The 22881-nt window shown below is 61.4% G+C and carries 18 protein-coding genes and 1 pseudogene; 18 read left to right on the top strand and 1 reads right to left on the bottom strand.

The window, feature by feature from the left end:
- Positions 1-253 precede the first annotated feature (253 nt).
- From OKW40_RS33405 to OKW40_RS33345, 13 genes and pseudogenes are all read left to right on the top strand, one after another.
- On the top strand, positions 254-8758 hold the full coding sequence (locus OKW40_RS33405; protein ID WP_429493432.1) for a hemagglutinin repeat-containing protein: 8505 nt from the start codon (positions 254-256) through the stop codon (positions 8756-8758).
- Complete coding sequence (locus OKW40_RS33400; protein WP_429493431.1) at positions 8755-9027, top strand: hypothetical protein; 273 nt, start codon at positions 8755-8757, stop codon at positions 9025-9027. The genes OKW40_RS33405 and OKW40_RS33400 overlap by 4 nt, the downstream gene beginning before the upstream one ends.
- Before the next feature lie 36 nt (positions 9028-9063).
- A complete protein-coding gene (locus OKW40_RS33395; RefSeq protein ID WP_429493430.1) occupies positions 9064-10155 on the top strand; it encodes a hypothetical protein in 1092 nt (363 codons plus the stop codon).
- Positions 10152-10385: a hypothetical protein gene (locus OKW40_RS33390; RefSeq protein ID WP_429493429.1), complete on the top strand. Its 234-nt coding sequence runs from the start codon at positions 10152-10154 to the stop codon at positions 10383-10385. The genes OKW40_RS33395 and OKW40_RS33390 overlap by 4 nt, the downstream gene beginning before the upstream one ends.
- A gap of 25 nt (positions 10386-10410) precedes the next feature.
- Positions 10411-10599 (top strand): annotated as a pseudogene (locus OKW40_RS33385) (hypothetical protein); the annotation flags it as partial.
- A 158-nt stretch (positions 10600-10757) separates the two neighbouring features.
- Positions 10758-11927: a hypothetical protein gene (locus tag OKW40_RS33380; protein ID WP_429493428.1), complete on the top strand. Its 1170-nt coding sequence runs from the start codon at positions 10758-10760 to the stop codon at positions 11925-11927.
- A gap of 2 nt (positions 11928-11929) precedes the next feature.
- Positions 11930-12268: a small multidrug resistance protein gene (locus OKW40_RS33375; RefSeq protein WP_429493427.1), complete on the top strand. Its 339-nt coding sequence runs from the start codon at positions 11930-11932 to the stop codon at positions 12266-12268.
- The gene (locus OKW40_RS33370; protein ID WP_429493426.1) at positions 12265-14052 is read left to right on the top strand and encodes a ShlB/FhaC/HecB family hemolysin secretion/activation protein; all 1788 of its coding nucleotides are present in this window, start codon (positions 12265-12267) and stop codon (positions 14050-14052) included. Before OKW40_RS33375 ends, OKW40_RS33370 begins: the two co-directional genes overlap by 4 nt.
- A gap of 57 nt (positions 14053-14109) precedes the next feature.
- Positions 14110-14790 carry a CsgG/HfaB family protein gene (locus OKW40_RS33365; RefSeq protein WP_184032469.1) on the top strand — a complete coding sequence of 227 codons (681 nt, stop codon included), beginning with the start codon at positions 14110-14112 and terminating at the stop codon, positions 14788-14790.
- Between the two features lie 68 nt (positions 14791-14858).
- Entirely contained in the window at positions 14859-15230 is a 372-nt protein-coding gene (locus OKW40_RS33360) for a DUF4810 domain-containing protein (RefSeq protein ID WP_429352414.1), read from the top strand.
- 10 nt (positions 15231-15240) lie between these two features.
- Entirely contained in the window at positions 15241-15906 is a 666-nt protein-coding gene (locus OKW40_RS33355; protein WP_429493425.1) for a DUF799 domain-containing protein, read from the top strand.
- Between the two features lie 135 nt (positions 15907-16041).
- On the top strand, positions 16042-16260 hold the full coding sequence (locus OKW40_RS33350) for a hypothetical protein (protein WP_429493424.1): 219 nt from the start codon (positions 16042-16044) through the stop codon (positions 16258-16260).
- A gap of 303 nt (positions 16261-16563) precedes the next feature.
- Positions 16564-17583, top strand: a complete 1020-nt coding sequence (locus OKW40_RS33345) for a phytanoyl-CoA dioxygenase family protein (RefSeq protein WP_429493423.1) — start codon at positions 16564-16566, stop codon at positions 17581-17583.
- Between the two features lie 354 nt (positions 17584-17937).
- Here the strand turns inward: OKW40_RS33345 and OKW40_RS33340 are convergent, their stop codons facing one another.
- Complete coding sequence (locus tag OKW40_RS33340) at positions 17938-19053, bottom strand: beta-propeller fold lactonase family protein (RefSeq protein WP_429352419.1); 1116 nt, start codon at positions 19051-19053, stop codon at positions 17938-17940.
- Between the two features lie 179 nt (positions 19054-19232).
- Here OKW40_RS33340 and OKW40_RS33335 point away from each other — a divergent pair, with 179 nt between their 5' ends.
- From OKW40_RS33335 to gph, 5 genes are all read left to right on the top strand, one after another.
- Positions 19233-19988 (top strand): TonB family protein, encoded by a 756-nt coding sequence (locus OKW40_RS33335; RefSeq protein ID WP_429493422.1) that lies wholly within the window; start codon positions 19233-19235, stop codon positions 19986-19988.
- A gap of 58 nt (positions 19989-20046) precedes the next feature.
- Positions 20047-20814, top strand: a complete 768-nt coding sequence (locus OKW40_RS33330) for a MotA/TolQ/ExbB proton channel family protein (protein WP_429493421.1) — start codon at positions 20047-20049, stop codon at positions 20812-20814.
- The gene (locus tag OKW40_RS33325; RefSeq protein ID WP_429352421.1) at positions 20805-21227 is read left to right on the top strand and encodes an ExbD/TolR family protein; all 423 of its coding nucleotides are present in this window, start codon (positions 20805-20807) and stop codon (positions 21225-21227) included. Before OKW40_RS33330 ends, OKW40_RS33325 begins: the two co-directional genes overlap by 10 nt.
- 146 nt (positions 21228-21373) lie before the next feature.
- On the top strand, positions 21374-22195 hold the full coding sequence (locus tag OKW40_RS33320; RefSeq protein WP_429493420.1) for an HAD family hydrolase: 822 nt from the start codon (positions 21374-21376) through the stop codon (positions 22193-22195).
- The gene (gene gph, locus OKW40_RS33315; RefSeq protein WP_429493419.1) at positions 22192-22878 is read left to right on the top strand and encodes a phosphoglycolate phosphatase; all 687 of its coding nucleotides are present in this window, start codon (positions 22192-22194) and stop codon (positions 22876-22878) included. The genes OKW40_RS33320 and gph overlap by 4 nt, the downstream gene beginning before the upstream one ends.
- The last annotated feature ends 3 nt before the right edge of the window (positions 22879-22881 follow it).

The following is a 22881-nucleotide window of genomic DNA, read 5'->3' as shown; positions in this document are numbered from 1 at the left end:
CACGACAAAACACTAACCGGTTCTGTCGGCATTCCAATGAAAGTGGCTTGATGGCGCCTTTTTCAATTAGATGGCGAGAAGCAGACGTTTATTCGTTTGCATATCTCTTCTGCAAATATTGGCGCTTTGCGTCGATCAGACAATTCCTGTTTTTGATTTCTGTTGTTGCTTCGCACTGCATTGACAATATTTAACTTACCCGAGCGGTGGTATGAGGTATTTTTCGGCAGGTTAAAAAAATACGCTATGCAGAATGAACAAGAACATGTTCAGGCTGGTTTTCAGCCGGTGCCGGAGTATGCTCGTCGCTGTCGCGGAAACCGCCATTGCCCACGGCAACGCAAGTCAGGGCGAGACCCATTCATCGGCCTCACGGCGCCCGATCACACTGTTCGCCATGCGTCACGCAGCTTTCGCCGCGCTGGTGCTGTGCGGACTCGCACCTGTTCTCGCGGATGCGCAGATCGTGCCCTCGGGCGCGCACGCGCCGAATGTCATCCAGACGCGCAATGGCCTGCCGCAGGTCGATATCAACAAGGCGTCGAATGCGGGTGTTTCGGTCAATACGTATTCGCAGTTCGATGTGCAGAAAAACGGCGCGATCCTGAACAACTCGCCCGTTATCACGAACACACAACTCGCAGGACAGGTGAGTGGTAACCCGAATCTTTCGCCAGGCCAGTCCGCGCGGATCATTCTCAACCAGGTCAACAGCAATTCGCCCAGCCAGTTGCGCGGCTATCTCGAAGTGGCGGGCAACAGGGCCGAAGTCGTCGTGGCAAACGGTTCGGGGATCGTGGTCGATGGCGGCGGCTTCATCAATACCACGCGCGGCATTCTCACCACCGGCACGCCGATGCTCGATGCGGGCGGCAACCTGAGCGGTTTCAACGTAACTGGCGGCATGATTACCGTCCAGGGCGCGGGCCTGGACGCGACCAATATTGATCAGGTGGACCTGATCTCCCGCGCGGTGGAGGCTAACGCGGCCATCCGTGCCAACGGCCTGAATGTTATCGCCGGCGCAAATCGGGTCAATCACGACACGCTGGCCGCGACGCCCATCGCAGGCAGCGGCGCAGCGCCAGGTGTGTCCATCGACGTGAGCCAGCTTGGCGGAATGTACGCCAATCGTATCGTTCTGGTCAGCAATGAATACGGTGTCGGGGTGTCCAATGCGGGCGTGATCGCCGCCCAGGCGGGCGACCTGACGCTCACGACGCAGGGCAAGCTGGTTCTCACCGGCAAGACAACCGCGAGCGGCAATCTTGCGGTGTCAGCGGCGGGCGATGTAGACAACAGCGGCTCGACCTACACGCAGCAGAACCTGACCATCAGTGCGGGGAACGTCACGTCAACCGGCACCCTCGGCGCAGGCATCAATGCGGACGGCAGCGTCGCTGAGAGCGGCGACCTGACCCTGAGCGCGGCAGATACCCTTTCCGCCACAGGCCAGAACATCGCGGGTGGCAATGCCACGCTTCAGGGCAACAACGTAACGCTGACGGGCAGCCAGAGCGCTGCTAACGGCACGCTCACTGTTTCCGCCGCGCAGACGCTTGACACCAGTGCCGCAACGCTCAACGCGACGCAGCTATCGCTGGCGGCAGCGAACCTCACCAACCACGGCGGCACGCTGACGCAGACCGGCACCGGGCCGACAACCGTCAATGTGTCCGGTACGTTCGACAACACGAACGGATCGCTGGCAACGAACAGTTCCAGCCTCACGCTCGCGCCCGCTGCGCTCATCAACGACGGCGGCAGAATTACGGATTCCGGGACCGGCACCCTGTCCATTGCCACCGGTTCGCTGTCGAACAACGCGGGCACCATCGCCACGAATGGCTCGCTGGATGTCCATGGGGGCGTGGTATCGAACCGGGGCGGGACGCTGGCGGGGCAATCGTCCGCGACGTTTCAGGTGGCCTCGCTCGATAACAGCGCAGGCGGCTATGTCGGCGCACGCGACGTATCGATAACCGGCACGGGCGCGCTGAACAATGCGGGCGGCACGGTGCAGGCCAACGGCGTGCTCGACGTGTCAGCGCAGAGCGTCGCGAACGACGGCGGCACTATTGCGAACGGCGGCACCGGAGCCACGACGGTAAGCGCCAGCGGCGCACTCACGAACACCGGCAACGGACTGATCGGCGGCAACGGTGATGTGTCCGTCACGGGAGGCAGCGTCAACAATGCGGGCGGTACGGTCACCGCATCCGGGGCGACAACCGTGCAGTCCGGCAGCACGCTCGACAATTCAGCGGGTCTGATCCAGGGCAACGGCAGCGTATCGGCCTCGGCATCGGGCGCGCTCGTCAATACCGGTGGCCAGATCGAATCGGACGGCGCGGATACAACATTGCAGGTGTCGGGCGCATCGCTCGACAATACGGATGGCCGGATTGCCAATATCGGCACGGGCTCGACGACCGTCAACGCGGCAACCATCACGAACTCGAACGCGGGCGGCGTTGCAGGCGCGGGCACCATCGGCGGCAACGGCGACGTGACGCTGGCCGCACAGACGCTGTCCAACACTCAGGGCGCACAGGTCGTATCGGGTCAGGACCTGACGCTGAATGTCGTGCAGTCGGTCGATAACAGCGGCGGCACGCTTTCCGGCGCGAATAACCTCACGCTCGACCAGGCGGGCGCGACGGTCGTGAACCAGAATGGTTCGATCCACGCCAACGGTGCGCTCGGTCTGAACGTGGCGACGCTCGACAACACGTCGGGACGGATCGGCAATGACAACGGTAGTGGTGGCGGCGTTGCCATCACGGCTGGCACGCTGGCCAACCAGGGCGGCGCAATCGGCAGCGACCAGGACCTGAGCGTCGCGACGAATCAGCTGACCGGTGACGGCCGCATCGTGGCGGGCCGCGACGGCGCAGTAACCATCAATGGCGACTACACGCTCGACACCGCCAACCTGATCCAGGCGAATCACGATCTGAGCTTCACGACGGCAGGCAGCTTCACGAACCAGGGGACCCTCGGCGCGGTCAACGCGCTGACAGTTAATGCGGCGAACGTGGACAACCGGGCGGGCGCGGACCTCAATTCGGCCAGCACCACCGTCAACGCGGCGAACGCGATCACCAATGAAGGCCGCATCGAGGGCTACACCGTTACGACGAATAGCGCCACTCTGACCAACACCGCCACCCTCATCGGCAATACCGTCACGGCGAACGCCAGCCAGTCCATTGTGAACACCGGCCCCGCTGCCATCATGGCCGCCGCTTCGCAACTGAACCTGTACTCGCCCGGCGATATCTCGAACACGGGCGGCGCGAACCTGTTCAGCCTGGGCGATATCAACATCGCCGCCGACGCGACGCGCGACGGTAACAGTCTGCTCGCGAACCGCTCGAATTCGCTCACCAACGACCAGTCCACCATCGAGGCGCAGGGCAATATCGAAGTCGCGACGCAGACGCTGACGAACTCGCGGCCCGCGCCCACGGTTGAGACAGTGACAACCGATGTTGAGACTGAACACCAGACCAAGCGCGGCAAGTACATCATCTGTCCGACCGGTGGTCCGATTCCGGCCTGTTCCAATCCTACCTGGAGCGATGGCTACAAGAATCCGCTCGACGCAACGTTCAGCGCCTCGCAGATCGTGTCGCAGACCTCGGGGCCGAATGCGACCGACAACGTGCTGGTCGTCAACGTCAACGGCCAGCAACAGACGATCTGGTACAACACACTGACGAAGAACGCTGACGGTTCGGTCACCGTCAACTACTGGGACGACTACGACCCGAACATCAACTACCTGCCGTCGACCGAATACCCGACGTTCAGCGGTGGACATAATGGTTATCAGGTCGTCGAGGTCGCGAGAGACACGACGACCACCACGCAGCAGGACCAGGTAACCGGTCCGCAGGCCCAGCAGGCGCAACTGTTAGCGGGCGGCAACCTGACGCTGGCGAACGTCGGTACGCTCAACAACAGCTATAGTGCGATCGCAGCGGGCGGCTCGATCCAGATCGGCGCCAGCCAGCAGGACGGCGAGATTGCCAACGGCAGCGGCAATTACGGCGGCACGCTGGTGAACAATACCGGACAGACGCTGTACCAGTACCAGCGTCAGGACATCGTTTCCACCTATGCGTGGAACGTGGACACCAGCCAGGACCGGCAGACGGTGACGGAACCGTCAATCGTCCTGACGCCTGTGGCGATCGGTGGCATGGGCGGCACGATCATCGCGAATAACGCGGTCCAGATCAGCGGCACGGACATCAACAACACGAACGTGGCGGCGGCGAACTCCGCGACCGGGGCCACCGGTGGCACGCTCGGCGCGAATCAGGTCCTGACGGGGCCGCAGGTCGACGCCCCGCAGACGGTCGCGAGCAGCACCGGCAAGCTGAATCTCACCCTGCCGTCGAGCGGCCTTTACACCTATCAGACTGCGCCCGGCGCATCGTACCTGGTCGTCACCGATCCGCGCCTGACCAGCTATACGAGTTTCATCTCCAGCGACTACATGCTGAAGCAGCTTGGGCTCAATCCGCAGACTGTCGAGAAGCGCCTGGGCGACGGCATGTACGAGGAACAGCTGATTCGCGAGCAGATCACGCAACTGACAGGCCGCGTCTATCTGCAAGGCTATACGAACAACCTGGACGACTATCAGGCGCTGATGACGAACGGCGTGAACGTTGCGCAACAGTTCGGGCTTGAGCCCGGTATCGCGCTGACGGCTGCGCAGATGGATGCGCTGACGAGCGATATTGTCTGGCTGGTCAGTCAGGCCGTCACACTGCCCGATGGCAGCACGCAGCAGGTCCTCGCGCCCGTTGTCTATCTCGCGCAGACCCATGCGAACGACCTGCAACCGACCGGCGCGCTGATTTCCGCCGATGACGTCGAGATTCATGCGACCGGCAGCGCCACGAACAGCGGCGTGATCAAAGGCGGTACGCAGACGGTCGTGAGCGCCACCGATATCCTGAACCGTGGCGGCACCATCGGCAGCAGTGGGACGAACGGCACCACGGTCGTGGCCGCGACGAACGATGTGGTCAATGCGTCCGGGATGATCAGCGGCAACCGCGTTGCGGTGCTGGCGGGCAACAACATCATCAATACGACGCTGGTCGACACGGTGGGCGTCAGCAACGCGGCGAGCGACAGCAGGATGAACACCACCCTGCTTGGCGCACAGGGCACGATTGCGTCGACCGGCGACATCGTGGTTGCAGCGGGCAATGACCTGACCATGCACGGCGCGAATATCACCGCTGGCGGTGACGCGCAGATCACGGCAGGACATGACATCACGGTTGATGCGGTGCAGTCCACAACGTCGCAGTCCGGGATGCAGAACGCGCAGCACCATTGGGATGCCAGCAGCACGATCAATGAGACGGGTGCGATCACGGCAGGCAGCAGTCTTACGATGCAGAGCGGCAACGACACGACGCTCAGGGGCGCAACCGTTGCGGCGGGCGGCGACATGGCGGTGGTCGCGGGCGGCAACCTGACGGCTACCACGGTGACGGACACTGCCACTTTCAACAACGTTGCCACCGACGGCCCCTCCCGCAAGGAGGTTGACCATGCGTACGACGAGCGGGCGGTCGGCACGACCTTTACCGCAGGCGGCAATGCAACGCTTGGCGCGGTCAGCACGGACACCAGCAAGGGCAATGTGACGCTGACCGGATCGACACTCGCGGCGGGTACGGGGGCAGCGACGATTGCCGCAAGCGGCGACGTCACGCTGAACGAAGCCCGCGAGGAACACGACAGCTACGTGGCGACCGAATCGAAGCGCGGAAGCGCGTTTCACGGCTCGACCACGGACACGACACAGAGCACGCAGGCAAATATCGGCGTGGCAAGTATAGTGGCAGGCGATACCGTCAACATCAGCGCGGGCAAGGACCTGACCGTGAAAGGCTCGACGGTGGCAGGCACGAACGACGTGAATCTCGCGGCGGCTGGCAACGTCAACATTACGACTTCGCAGGATACGCAGACTACGTCCACGTACTACCAGAAACATGAGTCGGGATTCGGTACGAGCGGCGGCGTCGGTATCTCGGTCGGCAGCAAGACGCAGACCGATACCACCAATACGTCGCAGGTGACGAACACGGGCAGCACCGTTGGCTCGCTCGCGGGCAATCTGAGCATCGTCGCGGGCAATGATCTGCATGTGACAGGCAGTGATCTCATTGCTGCGAAGAACGTCACCGGTACGGGCGCGAACGTCATCATCGACGCCGCCACCGACACCACGCAATATGACGAATCGCATGCGGTCAAACAGAGCGGGTTCACCCTTGCCGTGAAAGCGCCGGTCATCGATGCCATATCGAATGCGGTTGACCAGACACATGCCGCCAGCAACAGCAAGGATGATCGGGCGGCGGCATTGCACGGCATGGCGGCAGCGAGCGCGGCGTGGGACGCGAATATGGCCGCAGGCGGGCTGGTCAACGATCTTGCGACGGGCGCCACGCCTCAGATGAAGGTCGAACTCAGTTTCGGCTCCAGTAGCTCGAAAAGCACGTACGCGGAGGACTCCACCACGCACGTAGGGTCGAACGTGACGGCTGGCGGAACAGCGGCGTTTGTCGCAACGGGTAACGCCACGGCCGGCAGCGGCAACGTGACCATCGCCGGTTCGAACGTGAATGCCAGCGACGTGATTCTCGCGGCGCAGAATCAGGTGAATCTCGTCAATACGACCGACACCGATTCGACGCGCAGCACGAACCAGTCGAGCAGCGGCAGCGTCGGCATATCCTATGGCAGCAGCGGTTTCGGCGTCGATGCCGCCATGTCGAAGGCGCACGGCGACGGCAATACCGATGCGGCCACGCAGAACAACACGCATGTGACGGCGGCCAATACGGCGACAATCATTTCGGGCGGCGATACGAACATCATCGGGTCCAACGTGAGCGGCCAGCAAGTGAATGCCAGCGTCGGCGGCAACCTCAATATCGCAAGCGTACAGGACACGATGACGAGCGCCGCGCATCAGGAAAGTACGGGCGGCGGATTCAGCATCAGCCAGGGCGGCGGGAGCGCGAGCTTCAGTCACACCGACGCGAACGCGAGCGGCAGCTATGCGGGTGTCAATGAACAGGCTGGAATCTCGGCCGGTGACGGCGGATTCAACATCAGTGTCGTGGGTAACACCGACCTCAAGGGCGGCCTGATCGCCAGCGAGGCCGATGCGTCGAAAAACACGCTTTCGACAGGTACGCTGACGTTCTCTGACGTTCAGAATTCATCCAGCTATGACGCACATTCCAGCGGAATCGGCGGGGGCATCACGGCGGGCGATGGTGGCGCGAACTACAGCACGCACGGCAGCACGTCAGGCATCAACGGGGGCGGCATCGCGCCGATGCTAAGCCAGAACGACAGCGGAAGCGACAGCGCGACGACGAAAAGCGCGATCAGCGCGGGAACGATCATTACGACCGATGCGGCGAAGCAGACCCAGGGCATTGCAAGCCTGAACCGGGATACGTCGAACACGAACGGCACGGTGGCGAAATTGCCGGACGTGAACGACCTTCTCGACAGGCAGTCCGACATGATGGCGGCAGCGAGCGCAGCGGGCGAAGCCGTTTCCCGGCGGATTGGCGACTATGCGAAAACGAAGTATGACGAGGCAGCCGCCGCAGGCGATCAGGCAGGCATGGACGCGTGGAAGGAAGGCGGCACAGATCGCGCGATGATGCAGGCGGCGGGCGCGGCCCTTGTGACCGGCCTGGCAGGTGGCAATGCCATCGGTGGCGCTGCCGGCGCTGCGATTGCGTCGATTGCGGCGGGACAGTTGAACAACCTGAGCGATGCAATTGCCGGTTCGAATCCGACTGGCAATGCGGCAATGAATGAAGCTCTCGGGAACATCGTGGCCAATGCGATTGCCACGGGCGCAGGCGCGGCGATCGGCGGCAACGCAGGTGCAGTCTCGGGGTACAACGTGGACCGGTTTAACCGGCAACTGCACCCTGAAGAAAAGACTCTCGCCAAACAGCTTGCGGACAAGAGCGGCGGCAAGTACACCGAAGCGCAGATCGAAGACCAGATGCGTATCATGGGGGTGACGGTAAATGGTACCTACGAAACGGGCACAGCTACCACGTTAATAGGACAAGTCCCCACTGATTCGGGGGCTCAGTGGATCGGGGCTCCCGCAACGAGTGACGGACAGACGGTTCTCGCGCAGAAGACTGTGCAAGCAGATTCGCAATTGCAGTCGTACATTCTTGCGAACTACAACTCTGCGTCGCCGGGTGGCGTGCCGAGTCAATTCAGCTATCAACAGAGCGGTAGCAGCTCTGTCAATATAACGGGACCGTTCACAAAGTTCGACCAATCGGATGCGCAATTTATGCGGGATACGACCGGCGCCATGGCTGGTTTCGGTGCAACTCAACTTGACCGCACGTCGGCAATTGCGACTACCTTGGCGGCTGCGGGCTCGCCGATTCCCTACCTGTCGATTCCGGCCGAAGGCATTGCAGTCGGAGCCTCGGTCGGTTCATGGTTGCTTAATGGTATCCAGCAGGCGGCCTCCCCGAACTTCGGGAACTATGCGGTTTCAACGGCAATTGGCCAAGTAACCGGCGCAATGACTGGACGTTACCCGTTAGCTGCGCCAGTAATTAACGAGTTCGGCAACATAACCGGCAATAGTGGACAAGCACAGAGCGCGCAGGACTGGGTGAATACGCAGTGGTCTAAGCTAAAAGGGAAGTTTCAGTGAGCAAGATTAGATTGATCGTCGACGGAAACATCGCGGAATGGGGACGAATTAGCCTCATAGTTTTGGGCATCGGAATGTTTGCCTGTGGTCTTGCGCTTGACTTTCTTCCACGCGTTATAGCCCTTGCATTGGTGATCTTAGGCTTGCCAGTTGCCGCGGTAGGCGGATACGCCTCACGCGCGAAAGCGTTAGGTCTAAAGCCCTTTGACAACAGCTACAAGAAAGCACGCGATAGCTACAAGACGAAGGACGACAAACAGGACGAATGAATCGTTGATGCAGCCGCTGCAGGCGATCAGGCAGGCATGAACGCGTGGAAGGAAGGCGGCACAGATCGCGCCATGGTGCAGGCTGCGGGCGCGGCCCTTGTGACCGGCCTGGCAGGTGGCAATGCCATCGGTGGCGCTGCCGGCGCTGCGATTGCGTCGATTGCGTCGATTGCGGCCGGACAGTTGAACAACCTGAGCGATGCAATTGCCGGTTCGAATCCGACTGGCAATGCGGCAATGAATGAAGCTCTCGGGAACATCGTGGCCAATGCGATTGCCACCGGCGCAGGCGCGGCGGTCGGCGGCAACGCAGGTGCAGTCTCGGGGTACAACGTGGACCGGTTTAATAGGCAGTTGCATCCGGATGAGAAGAAGGCGATTGCGGATAAGGCCAACGGCGACGCGGCGGAAGAGAAAAAGCTGACGCAGGCGGCGTGCTACGTAGTGAAATGCTGGGCCGAGTATCCCCAGGGAAGCGACCAGTACAACGCGAATTACGTGAGCCAGCTTGAGGCGTCGCAGCTTGGGCCGGAGATTGATTGGGTGAATCGTCAGCAGGAGGCGGGATTGTTTGTCTATACGCCGACACAGAAGATCGGAGATATGGTGAAGAGTGATCCGTTGGGCACGGCGAAGGATGCGGCCAAGGTTGTTCTTGGCGGGGTGACGGTCAAGACCGGTGTGGGGATTTGTGCGACCACTGGCGCGGGCTGTGCCCTGGGCGGTGCCGGAATGATAGCCGTCGGCGTAAGTGACATGACTGAGGGCGGGGATGGTCTCTACAACCGTTACAACGGTATCAGTTCCCCCGGTACGAATCCGTTGCGATGGGGCTTTAACCAGCTCTCTCCCACGTGGGGGGATACGGTCTATGATGCTGCAAACCTTGCCTTCGCTATCGGCGCGCTAAGAACCCAAGTGCCGTTGAAAATGGGTACGGCAGACGGCCTGAATCGTTCAGGTTCAATGTTTGACGTCACAGTGCCGCGTATCAACAACAGTACGCTGATTCCATTCACTGGCCAGGCAGCACCTTACGGAACCACGCAAGGTATTCTGCTGTTTGGAGTTGGGACTAAAGGATTGAACGTCATTAACGATGTGTACAAGGCAGGAGGCAAGAATTGAATTGGCAAAAGATTCTCGCTGCAGAGCGCACTATCACGATAGTTGGCAGCATTGCAGTGGGCTCTAGCGGAGTTTACGCGTTTGTAGTGGCCGGCTTATGCCGAATCATGTTCAACCTAGACGAGAATCTGACGTTGCTCTGGATCGGCATTCCATTGTTTGTGATGTTTCTGATCGTGCATATCTGCTTGCTACCCAAACAACTCCGCAAGGCGGGATTGATTAAGTAGTCGTCGCAACAACAATCTCATGGATTATCAGGAAAGTACGGGCGGCGGATTCAGCATCAGCCAGGGCGGCGGCAGTGCGAGCTTCAGTCACACCGACGCGAGCGCGAGCGGCAGCTATGCGGGTGTCAATGAACAGGCTGGAATCTCGGCCGGTGACGGCGGATTCAACATCAGTGTCGTGGGTAACACCGACCTCAAGGGCGGCCTGATCGCCCTGTTCGCGCGCCTGTGGATCAAGACCGTGCGGGGCGTAATGGATGACGACCCGTTAGCCCATCTGATCGAAGATCACGGCAGCCTCCTTACCATTCTGATCATGGTCGCCACCGTGATGACGGCCCACTTTGTGCAGCTTTGACAGGTCCCTGCAAAATGAATTTGAAAAACAGAAACAGGATGCTGGCGTTCTGCCGGTTCCCGATCGTATTCGTCCTGCTGCTCGTGTGCGCAGGAAACATCACGAACAGCGTGTTGCTGAAGTTCGGATTTCGCGACGATCACAAGCTGGACGGCTATGCGCAAAGCCTCACGCTGGTCAGCATGATCGAGGGGACGGCTCCGCGGCCGTACGTCTACCGCTCCACGTTTGCCAAAGCGGCGAAGTACATGGCCGGGCAACTGAACCCCGCGCTCCAGCAGAAACTGTTCAAGTCCATCAGTCGCTATGATTCGCTGCACCATAGCTACTTCAGCGGCGTCCCGGACACGTACTGGACGCCGACGGTCGCCATCACGTACCACATCGTCTATTTCTTCGTGGTGCTGTCGATGGCGCTTGCGCTATTACTGATCTACAAGCTGGCGCGGATGCGTGGCCTGTCGTTCGGGCAGGCACTCGGGTTTCTGGCTGGCTTCAGCTTCATCTACCCACTTACGTTCCAGGCGGGCGCGTACTACTACGACTTCATCGAAATACTGGGCGCGTTCAGCGCATGTTATTTCATGCTAAAGCGCTGGATGATCCCCTGCACGCTGGCGATTGCGTTTTTCTCGATCAATAAGGAAACGTTCTTTCTCGTGCCACTTGCGTTGTTCTTCCTGCACCAGCGGGACGTCCCGATGCGCAGCCGGTTCGGCTGGCTGGCGCTCCAGTTGGTATGCTGTTTCGTCAGCCGGCATTTCATCATGAACGGCTACGAAGCGAACAGCGGCGGTTTCATCGAGTTTCACGCGAAGGAAAACCTGCTGTTCTGGCTTAACCCGGCTTCATACGTTCGTTTCTATAACCTGGTTGCCAAGGGCATCCTGACGCCGAGCCTTCAGAATCCGCTGATCCTTGTCCCCACGATGGTGTTCTTTCGCCGTGCGTGGCAGGAGACCAGTGAGAGCCACAGACGATACTTCCTTGCCGCGTTCCTGCCGCTCCTCATTCTGTTCGTGCTCTTCGGCTATACCGACGAGATCCGCAACCTTTCCCTTGCTTTCCCCGCGATCGTGCTCGTCGCATTGAATGGCGCGAGCCGTTTCGGGCAGATCTTCTCGAACGCAGAAAGCGATCGGGCGCACGTTGAGACGCGCGTGCGTTCCACCGTGGCGTGCTAGTCATGTCGTTGATCGCGTTGATTGCCAGCGGTATGTTGAGCGGACTGGCAAGTGTTCTGCTGCGGCTCGCCGCACTTCGGGCGGCGACACCGTCAGTAGGTGAATGGGTGCCGCTTCTGCTCCGCGTGGCCGCAATAGGCTCTTACGGAGTCGGATTTGTTCTCTATGCGGTTGCGCTTCGCAAGGCCAGTCTGGGCGTCGCCTATCCGTTGATGGTCGCCGTCTCGATCCTGGTCGTACTGGCGTTCACGGCGCTGCATGAGCAGGTGTTAAAGCCGACTCAGCTGGTCGGCGCAGTAGTGATTCTTGGTGGTGTGTGGTTAGTTACAAGGCCGGCATGACAAAGCAACAATCTCTACAGGTCAGCAGGGCGGCGCTGTCTGTCCTTCCGTTGGCGGCAGCGCTCTTTGCGCTAGGTACTTCGACTTCACTAGCGCAGCAGGCGCCGACTCCGGCAGATACAGCCGCAGCGGCGCGCGCCAATGCCGAACAGAACCAGCAGCTCCAGCAGCAACGCGACGCGCAGCAGCGTGAGAAGACCGTCAACGCGCCTTCGGTACGCTCGACCGCGCCGAAGGCCAGCATCTGGCCGGAACTGCCTGCTGAAACGCCATGCTTTCGCATCGAATGGTTTTTGCTCGACGTACCTGCCACGTTACCTGATGCCGTGCGCAAACAGGGTGCGTCCGCGTTACCGCTCGACCGCTTTGCCTTCGCACGCGAATGGCTCGACCATTACCGGGGGCAATGCATCGGCAAGGCGGGACTCGACACGCTCACCAAGGGATTGCAGCAGGCTATTCTCGGTCGCGGCTATATCACCACACGCGTACTGTTACCCGAACAGGACCTGTCAAGCGGCGTGCTGAAGTTCGCACTGGTGCCGGGTGTCGTGCGCACGATCCGCTTTGCCGATCCCGCCACGCGCGGCACATGGAAAACCGCCTTCCCGGCCCGCGAGGGTGACATGCTGAACCTGCGTGACCTCGAACAGGGACTCGAACAGATGAAGCGCGTCAGCAGTCAGGACGTTGACATGAAAGTCGAACCCACTGACGTACCGGGCGAAAGCGATGTGGTCGTCACGGTAAAGCGCGCGAAGCCCTGGACGGTGGTCGCCTCGGTGGACAACTCAGGCACGCGGGCCACCGGCAAGCTGCAAGGCAACCTGAGCCTTGGCATCGACAATCCGCTCGGGCTGAACGACATTTTCAACGTCGGTGTGAGTCAGGACCTCGAATTCGGTGACAAAGGTCTCGGTTCGCACGGCTGGAACGGCTTCTATTCGGTTCCGTGGGGCTACTGGACCGGCACGCTATCGGCCTACACGAACACGTATTACCAGCAGATCGCGGGCGCGAACGCGACTTTCGTTTCGAGCGGCAATGCGCAGACGGTGGACTTCAGGCTACAGCGCGTGCTCATGCGCAGCCAGAACAACGTACTTGGCGCGCAGTTCCGCCTGACGAAGCGCTTCGGTGAAAGCTTCATTGAAGACACCGACATCCCGCAGCAGCGGCGCAACAACACGTTCATCGAGGCCAGCCTTACCGATCGCCACTACTTCGGCAGCTCGCAGTTCGACGGCAGCCTCGGGTACCGTCAGGGTGTGGGCGGACTCGGGGCGACACCAGACTTCTACGAGAATGGCCCGACTTACCGCTTCCGCATGGCGGTGCTCGACGCGAACCTGTCAATGCCGTTCAGGATAGCAAGCCAGCCATTGCGTTACGTGACGAGCGTGCACGGCCAGTTCACGAACAATACGCTGAACTACATCGATGACCTGACCATCGGCAGCCGCTACACGGTGCGCGGCTTCGACGGCGAAACGATGCTCGCGGCCGAACGCGGCTTCTTCTGGCGCAACGAGTTGCAGGTTCCGATTGGATCGACGGGGCAGTCACTTTACGCAGGCATCGACTACGGGCACGTATTCGGACCGAACGCCGCATATCTCGCCGGTACACAGCTGGCAGGTGCGGTGATCGGTGTGCGCGGTAGTGCATCAGCAAAGACTGGCGCGCTCGCCTATGACCTGTTCGCCGGGACGCCGATCTACAAGCCGTCAGATTTTCCCACTGCGCGCGTGACGCTCGGTTTCCAGTTGACCGCTCAATTCTGATATTCACCCCGCCGACGCTATCCCGGTTTTCGGCGTTTCAACAAAGAGGAAAACAAAATGAAGTTATCGAAAACGAATGGGCTTGGAGCCGTTGCTGTTGCCGTTGTGGTGGCGCTGGGCGGATGTGCAACCGAGTCGTCGCGCTCGCTGCCGGTGCCCCCCGTCGCCAGTGCGCAGAAGCCAGCGGTGGGCCAACCCATCGGCATTTCAGTCGGCAAGTTCGACAACCGGTCGAGCTATATGCGCGGCATCTTCTCGGACGGCGTTGACCGTCTCGGTGGTCAGTCCAAAACCATCCTGATGACGGCGCTCCAGCAGACTGGGCGCTTCAATGTGCTCGATCGCGACAACCTCGACGAAATCCGCCAGGAAGCAGGCTTCCTCAAAAAAGCACAATCGATCAAGGGGGCACGCTTCGTCATCACCGGGGACGTAACGGAGTTCGGTCGCAAGGAGGTTGGCGACCGGCAGCTATTTGGCATCCTCGGCCGAGGCAAGAGTCAGGTGGCCTACGCAAAGGTCAGCCTGAACGTCGTCGACACGACGACATCGGAAGTCGTGGCGTCGAGCCAGGGGGCAGGTGAATTCAGCCTTTCGAACCGTGAAGTCATCGGCTTTGGCGGAACCGCCGGCTACGACTCGACGCTCAACGGCAAGGTGCTCGATCTGGCGATCCAGGAGGCCGTCAATCACCTGGTCGAGCAGGTCGATGCAGGTACGCTCAAGGCCGCACAGTAAGTGCGCCGGGCCATTGCGGCCATCCACTTTCAACCGTAGCTGCAATAAACATAATGACGCGATTCACGATGAAACATAGCCGCATGATGCGGGGAATCTGTCTGCCAGTAATGGCGACAGCCATGCTCCTCACGGGATGCGCGGCGAACCGCCCCCAGCCGCTTTACCAGTGGACCGGCTACCAGCCCGCCGTGTACGACTATCTCAAGGGAGAAAAGGCTCCGCAGGAGCAGATCGATGCGCTGGAAAAGGCCCTCCAGGACATCAGCGGCAAGGGGCACATGCCGCCGCCGGGATTTCATGCACAATTGGGCATGCTGTACGCGAGTGTCGGGAACGACACCCAGGCCATGCAGGAGTTCGAGTCCGAGAAGCAACTGTTTCCGGAGTCCTCGACCTACATGGACTTCCTGATGAAACATAAAACGAAACAGCCTTAAGCGAGTCGTCATGTCCAGATTCCTTTCTTTCAGACTTTGGTTTGCCCTCTCGACGTTCGCGTTGTTAGCTGCGTGTGCGCAACCCGTCAAGCATGCCGATTACACCGCTTTCAGGAACAGCCGGCCGCACTCAATCCTCGTTCTACCGCCCGAAAACGACACGACCGACGTGCAGGCGACGAACAGCATGCTTTCGCAGATGACGATGCCACTCGCCGAATCGGGTTACTACGTGGTGCCAGTGGCGGTGATGGATGAGACATTCCGCCAGAACGGCCTGACCGTCCCGGCCGATATTCAGGCAACCTCCCCCGCGAAGCTTCGGGAGATCTTCGGTGCTGACGCCGCGCTGTATTCGAAGATCACACAGTACGGCTCCGTGTACCACATCGTCGACAGTGCAACAGTAGTAACGGCGTCCGCCAGGCTGGTCGATCTCAAGACCGGTGACGTGCTATGGCAGGGTAGTGCGAGCGCCAACAGCAATGAGGGCAACAACAATGCTGGCGGTAGCCTGATCGGCATGCTGGTCATGGCAGCGATCAAGCAGGTTGCGAATTCGCTGACGGACAGGGGGCACGATATTGCCGGAGTGACGAGCTATCGGCTTCTGCATGCCGGGCCGCCGAACGGGCTGCTTTACGGGCCACGGTCACCTCAATACGGCACTGATTGAACAATCCTCGATCAGCAGGGACCGGCTGTGGCGGCAGATGGCTCGTACGGTACTGGGTTGTCGACGGCACCGCATTTTTATTCCTGACGCAAAAGCTGCCGGTCCCTATGCAGGATCTCTTCAATCGAGGGCTTTATGGTGCGTGTGGCTTTCTTGAGCGATCTTTCTCTGGAAGGCCATCTTGCTCTGGCAGTCTTTCGATCCGGGCACGGGACGGCAGAGACGATGGTGAGTCTGCTGCGGATGCTCTATATGACGTACTTCATGCTCGGAACCGCTTGCCCGGAAGCAGACGTCGCGCTTTTTCGCGAAGCGGGGACCGGGCGGATTCAACCGGTCGATGCAACACAATGAACGTCGCATGAGCGGCGGGAGTGTTGCAAATGAAACAGAGGCGCCGGTGCCTCTTCAGCTGCCGCAGCTCCGGTTTCGGCTTCGCGGCGCCAGGCGCGGTTCTCGTCACACAATCGGGAGACGATCAGAGATCACGGCTCGTGATCTTTTCGCTAACTGGCGCAGCCTCGGGTCTCGGCTGGCCAAAATCTTGTCGTCTTCCGACTCCGCGATTTCGACGACGTCCCTGCAACTAGCATCCATTTATCCATTTCGATTCGACAAACGGGCAGTGAGAGGTCCAAAAAACCATGGGAGAAAGCAATGGCAAGCGCGCCCCTCAATATTGACGATTCGGGCTGCAGCCTTGAAATCAGCGTCGACGAGACACCGGCAAGCTCACGTCGTGTCCGGGCCGGTGACAAGCAAAATGAAGCAGCATTATTTTGCAGTGAGTTTCTCTCTGTCGACATCGATCAGATCGTCAGCAATCTAAATGTAAATGGATATTACGCCTTCCCCTCGGCGATATCGCAACACACGCTGAAAACCATCGAGCGCGACGCGACACAAACGAGAATTGGGCTGAATGAAAACTCCATCAGCGGCGTCTACTCCGAGAAACAGTACTACCTGACCAATCTTCTCGCAGTTTCGAAGACCTTCTACAACTTTGCCACCTCGTCGTTAGTGCTCAAAATCTGCGAGCGATATCTGGGCAACGAATTCCGGCTGAAAGCGCTGCGTTATTATGAAACATATGGTGGACACCATATGCAGTGGCACACCGACAACAAGACTGACAAAGCATTCGCTCATATTCCGGGAATCATTTTTATTTTTTATGTCTCGGATGTCGAGGATGGCGAGTTTCAATATATCGAAGGCTCTCACCTTTGGTCGGGCGAAAAGGCATATAGCGACTATACCGACGAGTTTATCGAAGCGAACTACGAGTCCGCGATCAGAAGCTTCAAGATGCCCAGTGGCTCCTTGCTGATCTACAACACATACGGCATACACAGAGCGAGGCCCGTCAACAACAAGAATTTCGTCAGGAAAAGCGTCTTCCTCCAGGTAGACAGCGAAATCCAAAGGTCCGAGCCGATTATCGTCAATACCGAATTCATCACCCGGTTGAATGACCAGATCTCGATGTTTTTGGGCTTTGGGCAACCGTCCGACTATGAGGTCTTTCCAAAAACCACGCTGAACTCCTTGCCCCTCGACCAGAAGATTATCCGCGTGATGACGAGATATGTTTTGTATCGCCTCTCCCGCGGGGCTTTTTCCAGGCTCCCGCAGTCTGTCCGACTCGCCGTCAGGCGGCTCATCAAAAGGTAGTCGGTTGCGCGGCGGCTCGCCTGCTCTCTTATATAGGTTGCTGACTTAGGGAGTCCTTCTTCTTGAACGAGCTCGTTGCATCGCTTGCGGATGCGACGGATCTTATCTGGACGTCAAGTGACATGGAAATTTTTAGCGGGACGGTGACCTTCTGGTTCATCGACCGGGCACTCGCGACGCGTCGCACTTCCTGATTTCCCCGCCTGTTTCATCAACACAGCCCCGCTTCGACGGGGCTGTTTCGTTTTTGGAGACGCGCAATGATCCTCACCCGCGAACAGCTCGCGGCGGCGGTGCCGCGCGCGAACGTACTGGTATGGCAGGACCCGATAACAGCTCATTCGCCCGCTTCGCTCAATGCGATTCGATCGAGCCGTCGCTGTGCGGATACGTGACGATGCCCCACGCGAGCGGCAGCTCGCCGATCTGCTTGAGCGGCTGATAGCTCTTCGCGTCGAGCACGTAGACCGCGTCGGAGCGACCGCACGCGACCATCAGCTTCGAGCCGTCCGGCGTGAAGCTGAAATGCCAGCAGCGCTGGCCGACCGGCACATCGGCGACATGTTCGTACGTGTGGCCGTCGAACACCTGCACCACCTTGTCGCGCGCGGCGGCCACGAAAAGCCGCTGACCGTTGGGACCGAACGCGACGCCATAGGGCCCGAGTTTGGTGTCGACGGTCTTGACTACGTCGAACGTGTGCGCGTCGATCACGACGAACTTGCTGAGCGACTCCAGCGTGACAACATAATGCTTGCCGTCAGGCGACAGCCGGATGCCGCGCGGCCGCCCGCCCGCCGCGAGCTTCACGGTTCGGATCGGCGCGCCGGTTCGTGTGTGATAGATCGACACCGTATCGTCGCCTTCGTTGGTGACCAGCATCATCTGACCGTCGCGCGAGAATTCGATGCCTTCGGTTTCGTGGCCGCTCGTGACCGAACGGATCACGTGCCAGTTTTTCATATCGATGATCGCGATTTCGGCGGGCGGCTTGTTCGCGTCGTCGTCGTCCGCGCCGGGCTTGTTGCCCGCGTTCGCTGCGGGCTTATTGTCCCCCTTCGCGTCGGGTTTGGCTCCCGGCGGCCCGCCGTCCTCGCCGGGCTCGTAGGTCACGTACGCGTAGCCGTTGCGCACCCGCACATATTCAGGGTTTTTGCCGATCTTCACGCGCTGGACGACCTTGCCCGTGGCGGTGTCGATCACCGCGAGATCGTTCGTGTTCTTGTTGGCGACCAGCAGACGCGTGCCGTCTGCGTTCAGGCTCAGGCCGCGCGGGCCACCGGCGCCGACCGGAAAGGTCTGCGTGAGCGTCATCTGGTCGAGATCTATCACGCCGACGCCGGCCTTCTCGCTCGTCACGTAGGCGAGCGGCGCGGCCGCGGCATGCGCGGCGCTCGCGGCCAGCACGAGCGCGCAGGCCAGCGCGAGGGAACGGCGTGGTGGTCGGGGGAAAATCCGTGTCTCCAGCATCGTTGTACTCCGGGTTGATATGGCGGCGCCGCGATGGTTCGCGTCATCATTTCAAGGTAGCCCACCGGGCGATTGTTTGACAACGCGGATCGGCGGGAGATTTTCCCGAATTGCTTCGCGCCGGCCGTCGCGGGTTTGAAAAGCGGGGTCGGCGGGGGACAATGAGCGCGGAGGTGGCGATGATGCTGCAAGTTGCCATGGTGAACCCAGCAAGTCCTACGAATGCCGCGGCCGGTTACCGTCGCGCGGCCATCGTGCTGGGCGCCGTGATCGCCGCGCATCTGGTGCTGCTCGCCATCGCGTTGAGCGCGCGTAACCGGATCGTCGAGCGTCCGGTCGAGCCGCGCACGATCACCGCGTCGCTGCTGAGCCCCGAGCCTCCCGCTCCGGTTGTTTCACCTCCCGCGCCGCCCCCACCCGCCGCTGTCGTTCCGACGGCGCCAACGCCGCCGGTCACGCACCCCGCCGTGCGCGTCAAACCGGCGCCGCAGCCTCGCGCGCAGGTGCCGCGCAGTGTGGAAAAGCCTGTGCCGACACCGTCTCCGACACGCGAAAGCACCGCGCAGCCCGTCACGCAGGCCGCCGTGCCAACAGCCGCCGTGCCGTCGGCGGCATCGGCTTCCGCCGTCCGTCCGGCGGTGCCCGCGTCGACCGAGCCGCGCAACGTGTCGCACGTCGACTGCTCGATTCCGAAGCCCGACTATCCCGACATCGCGAAGCGGCGCGGCGAGCATGGCACGGCGATCGTGCGTTTCGTCGTCGGGCTGAGCGGGCATATCGAAACGGCGCAGCTGCAAACCAGCAGCGGCTCCGCGCGGCTCGACGACGCGGCGCTCGCCGCCGTCCATGCGGGCGCCTGCCAGCCGTACACCGAAAACGGCACGCCGGTGCGCGCCGCGTACTCGCAGTCGTTCGTGTTCGGACTGACCGAGTGACGCAACAGGGTGAGCGCACCGCCAAACAGACCAGGGACACCAAACGAAGGAACTCGCCATGCAACACTACGGACTCGCAAACGTCTGGGATTCAGGTGATATCGTCACGCGCGGCATTCTGAGCGTGCTCGTGATCATGTCGGTGCTGTCGTGGACGGTGATCATCGTGAAGCTGTGGCAACTGATCCGCCTCAGGCGCGCAACCCGGAGCGACGCGCGCTTCTGGAGCGCGGACCGGTTCGAGGACGGGCTGCGCAGCCTCGGCCATCCGGAATCGGGCGCGCACGACAACCCGCTGCTCGCGCTCGCGCTGGCGGGCCATGAAGCCGCGACGCACCATCGGCAGACGCAGCAGCATCTGCACGACCGCATCGACGTGTCCGACTGGATCACCCGGCGTCTGCAGGACACGATGGACGAGACGATCGCGCGCCTGCAAAGCGGCCTCGCGATTCTCGCGTCGATCGGCAGCACCGCGCCTTTCGTCGGGCTGTTCGGCACCGTGTGGGGCATCTACCATGCGCTGATCGTGATCGGCGAGACCGGTCAGACCTCGATCGATCATGTCGCCGGCCCGGTCGGCGAGTCGCTGATCATGACGGCGTTCGGGCTCTTCGTCGCAATTCCCGCCGTGCTCGGCTACAACGGCCTGACGCGCGCGAACCGCTCGATCGTCGCGCGCCTGAAGCGCTTCGCGCACGGCTTGCACGCGTACTTCGTGACCGGCTCACAGTTGCCGTCGAGCGCCGGGCCGCAGATGCGTGTGGTGCCGCGCGGCACCAACGCGACGAACGCAAACCGCGACGGAGACCTCGAATGGCAATGAGCCCTTTCTCCGACGACGACGATCAAGGTTTGATGAACGAGATCAACATGACGCCGCTCGTCGACGTGATGCTGGTACTGCTGATCATTTTTCTCGTCACCATTCCGGCGCTGCAACACGCGGTCAGGATCGATCTGCCGCACGCGAGCAGTCAGCCGGAAGCGCTCAAGCCCGCGCACGTGGACGTCGCGGTGCAGGCGGACGGTACGGTGCTGTGGGACGGTCAGCCCGTGACCGACGACGCCTTGCGCGCGCGCATCGCGCAAGCCGCCCTCGCGACGCCGCAGCCGGAGCTGCATTTGCGCGCCGATCGCAAGGTGGCGTACGAGCGGGTGGCGATCGTGATGTCGGCGGCGCAGCGTGGCGGACTGACGAAGCTGGGCTTCGTGACCGATCCGCAGTTGGGCAAATGACGCGGCGCGGCGTGCGTGTTCGGTGCGTGCCGGCACACAAAGTCCCGCTTATCGGCGGCGAAAGAATCTCTGAATTTGAATCGGCGGACGGCTCGGCTATCGTGGTGCGTGTCTGAACGGCACCCCACCCTTGCGAGGACCGCACGATGCAAGCCCTCATCTTCGACGTCGACGGCACGCTCGCCGACACCGAGACTGCTCATCTGCACGCATTCAACGCCGCGTTCGCCGAAGCGGGCCTCGACTGGTTCTGGGACGAAGCGCTCTATTCCAGCTTGCTGAAAGTGGCGGGCGGCAAGGAGCGTCTGCTGCATTACTGGCGCACGGTCGAGTGCGAGGAAGCCGGGGGCCCGCGAGCGCGAGAGGCCGTCGACGCGCTGCACGCGCTGAAGACGCGCCACTACACCGAGCGCATGCGCGAGCGCGGCGTGCCGCTACGACCCGGCATCGTGCGTCTGATCGACGAGGCGAACGAGGCCGGTCTACGCGTGGCGATCGCGACGACCACGACTCCCGCCAACCTTGACGCGCTGCTGCAAGCGCATTTCGGCGCCAGTTGGCGCCATCGCTTCGCGGCGATCGGCGACGCCGGCACCACGCCGGCAAAAAAGCCCTCTCCCGACGTCTATCGCCACGTGCTCGAACAGCTCGGCTTGCAGCCCGCGGCCTGTCTCGCCTTCGAGGACTCGCGCAACGGCCTGCTGGCGGCGCGCGCCGCGCGCGTGCCCGTCGTGGTCACGCCGAGCGCTTTTACCGCGCGCGAGGACTTCGACGGCGCGCTGGCCGTGCTGCCTCATCTCGGCGATCCGCACGCGCCGATCGTTGCGATGGTGCGCGGCGAATGGCATCGCTGGGTGGATCTGGCGACACTGCGCCGCTGGCATCAAGACGCCACGCGTCGTCCCGATTCGGCCGCGCACGGCGCACTGAACGCGGACCAGGCGAACGCGAGCGCGTCACGGCAATGAACCGCGACTACCACGCTGTCCTGATCGATCTCGACGGTACGATGGTCGATACCGCTCCGGACATCGTCGCGGCTGCCGGCCTGATGCTGACGGACTTCGGCGCCACGCCGCTGCCGTACGACAGGGTGACCGGCTTCATCGGCAACGGCTTGCGCAAGCTCGTGCAACGCTCGCTGGATGCGGCGGGCCTCGGTGAGCGCGTCGAACTGGAGCACGCGCAAGCGGTATTCGAGCGGCACTACGCAGTGACCAACGCGGCGCTGGGTCGGGTTTTTCCTGGCGCGATGGCCGGGCTGCGCGCGTTGCAGCAGCACGGGCACCGCTGCGCGTGCGTGACCAACAAACCGCAGGCGCTGGCGGCGGCGCTGCTCGACAAAACGGGGCTTGCCGCTTATCTGGACGGGCTGGTCGCGGGCGACACCGTGGCGAGCATGAAGCCGTCGCCCGAGCCGCTTTGGCACGCGTGCCGGCTGCTCGATGTCGAGCCCGAACGTTGTGTGCTGGTCGGCGATTCATCGGTCGATGTCGCGGCGGCGCGCGCGGCCGGTCTGCCGGTCTTCATCGTCAGCTACGGCTATGGCAGCGCGAGCGGCGCCGACCTGCCGCTCTGCGACGCGCTGATCGATTCGTTCGAGGCATTGCCGGCGATTCTGGCGCAAGCGCGGCCGGCATTGCGTGCGTGATTC

The organism is Paraburkholderia sp. RAU6.4a (assembly GCF_050435625.1).
Classification (GTDB): domain Bacteria; phylum Pseudomonadota; class Gammaproteobacteria; order Burkholderiales; family Burkholderiaceae; genus Paraburkholderia; species Paraburkholderia tuberum.
The sequence above is the reverse complement of the archived record's forward strand: the minus strand, read 5'-3'. Positions and strand labels throughout refer to the sequence as shown.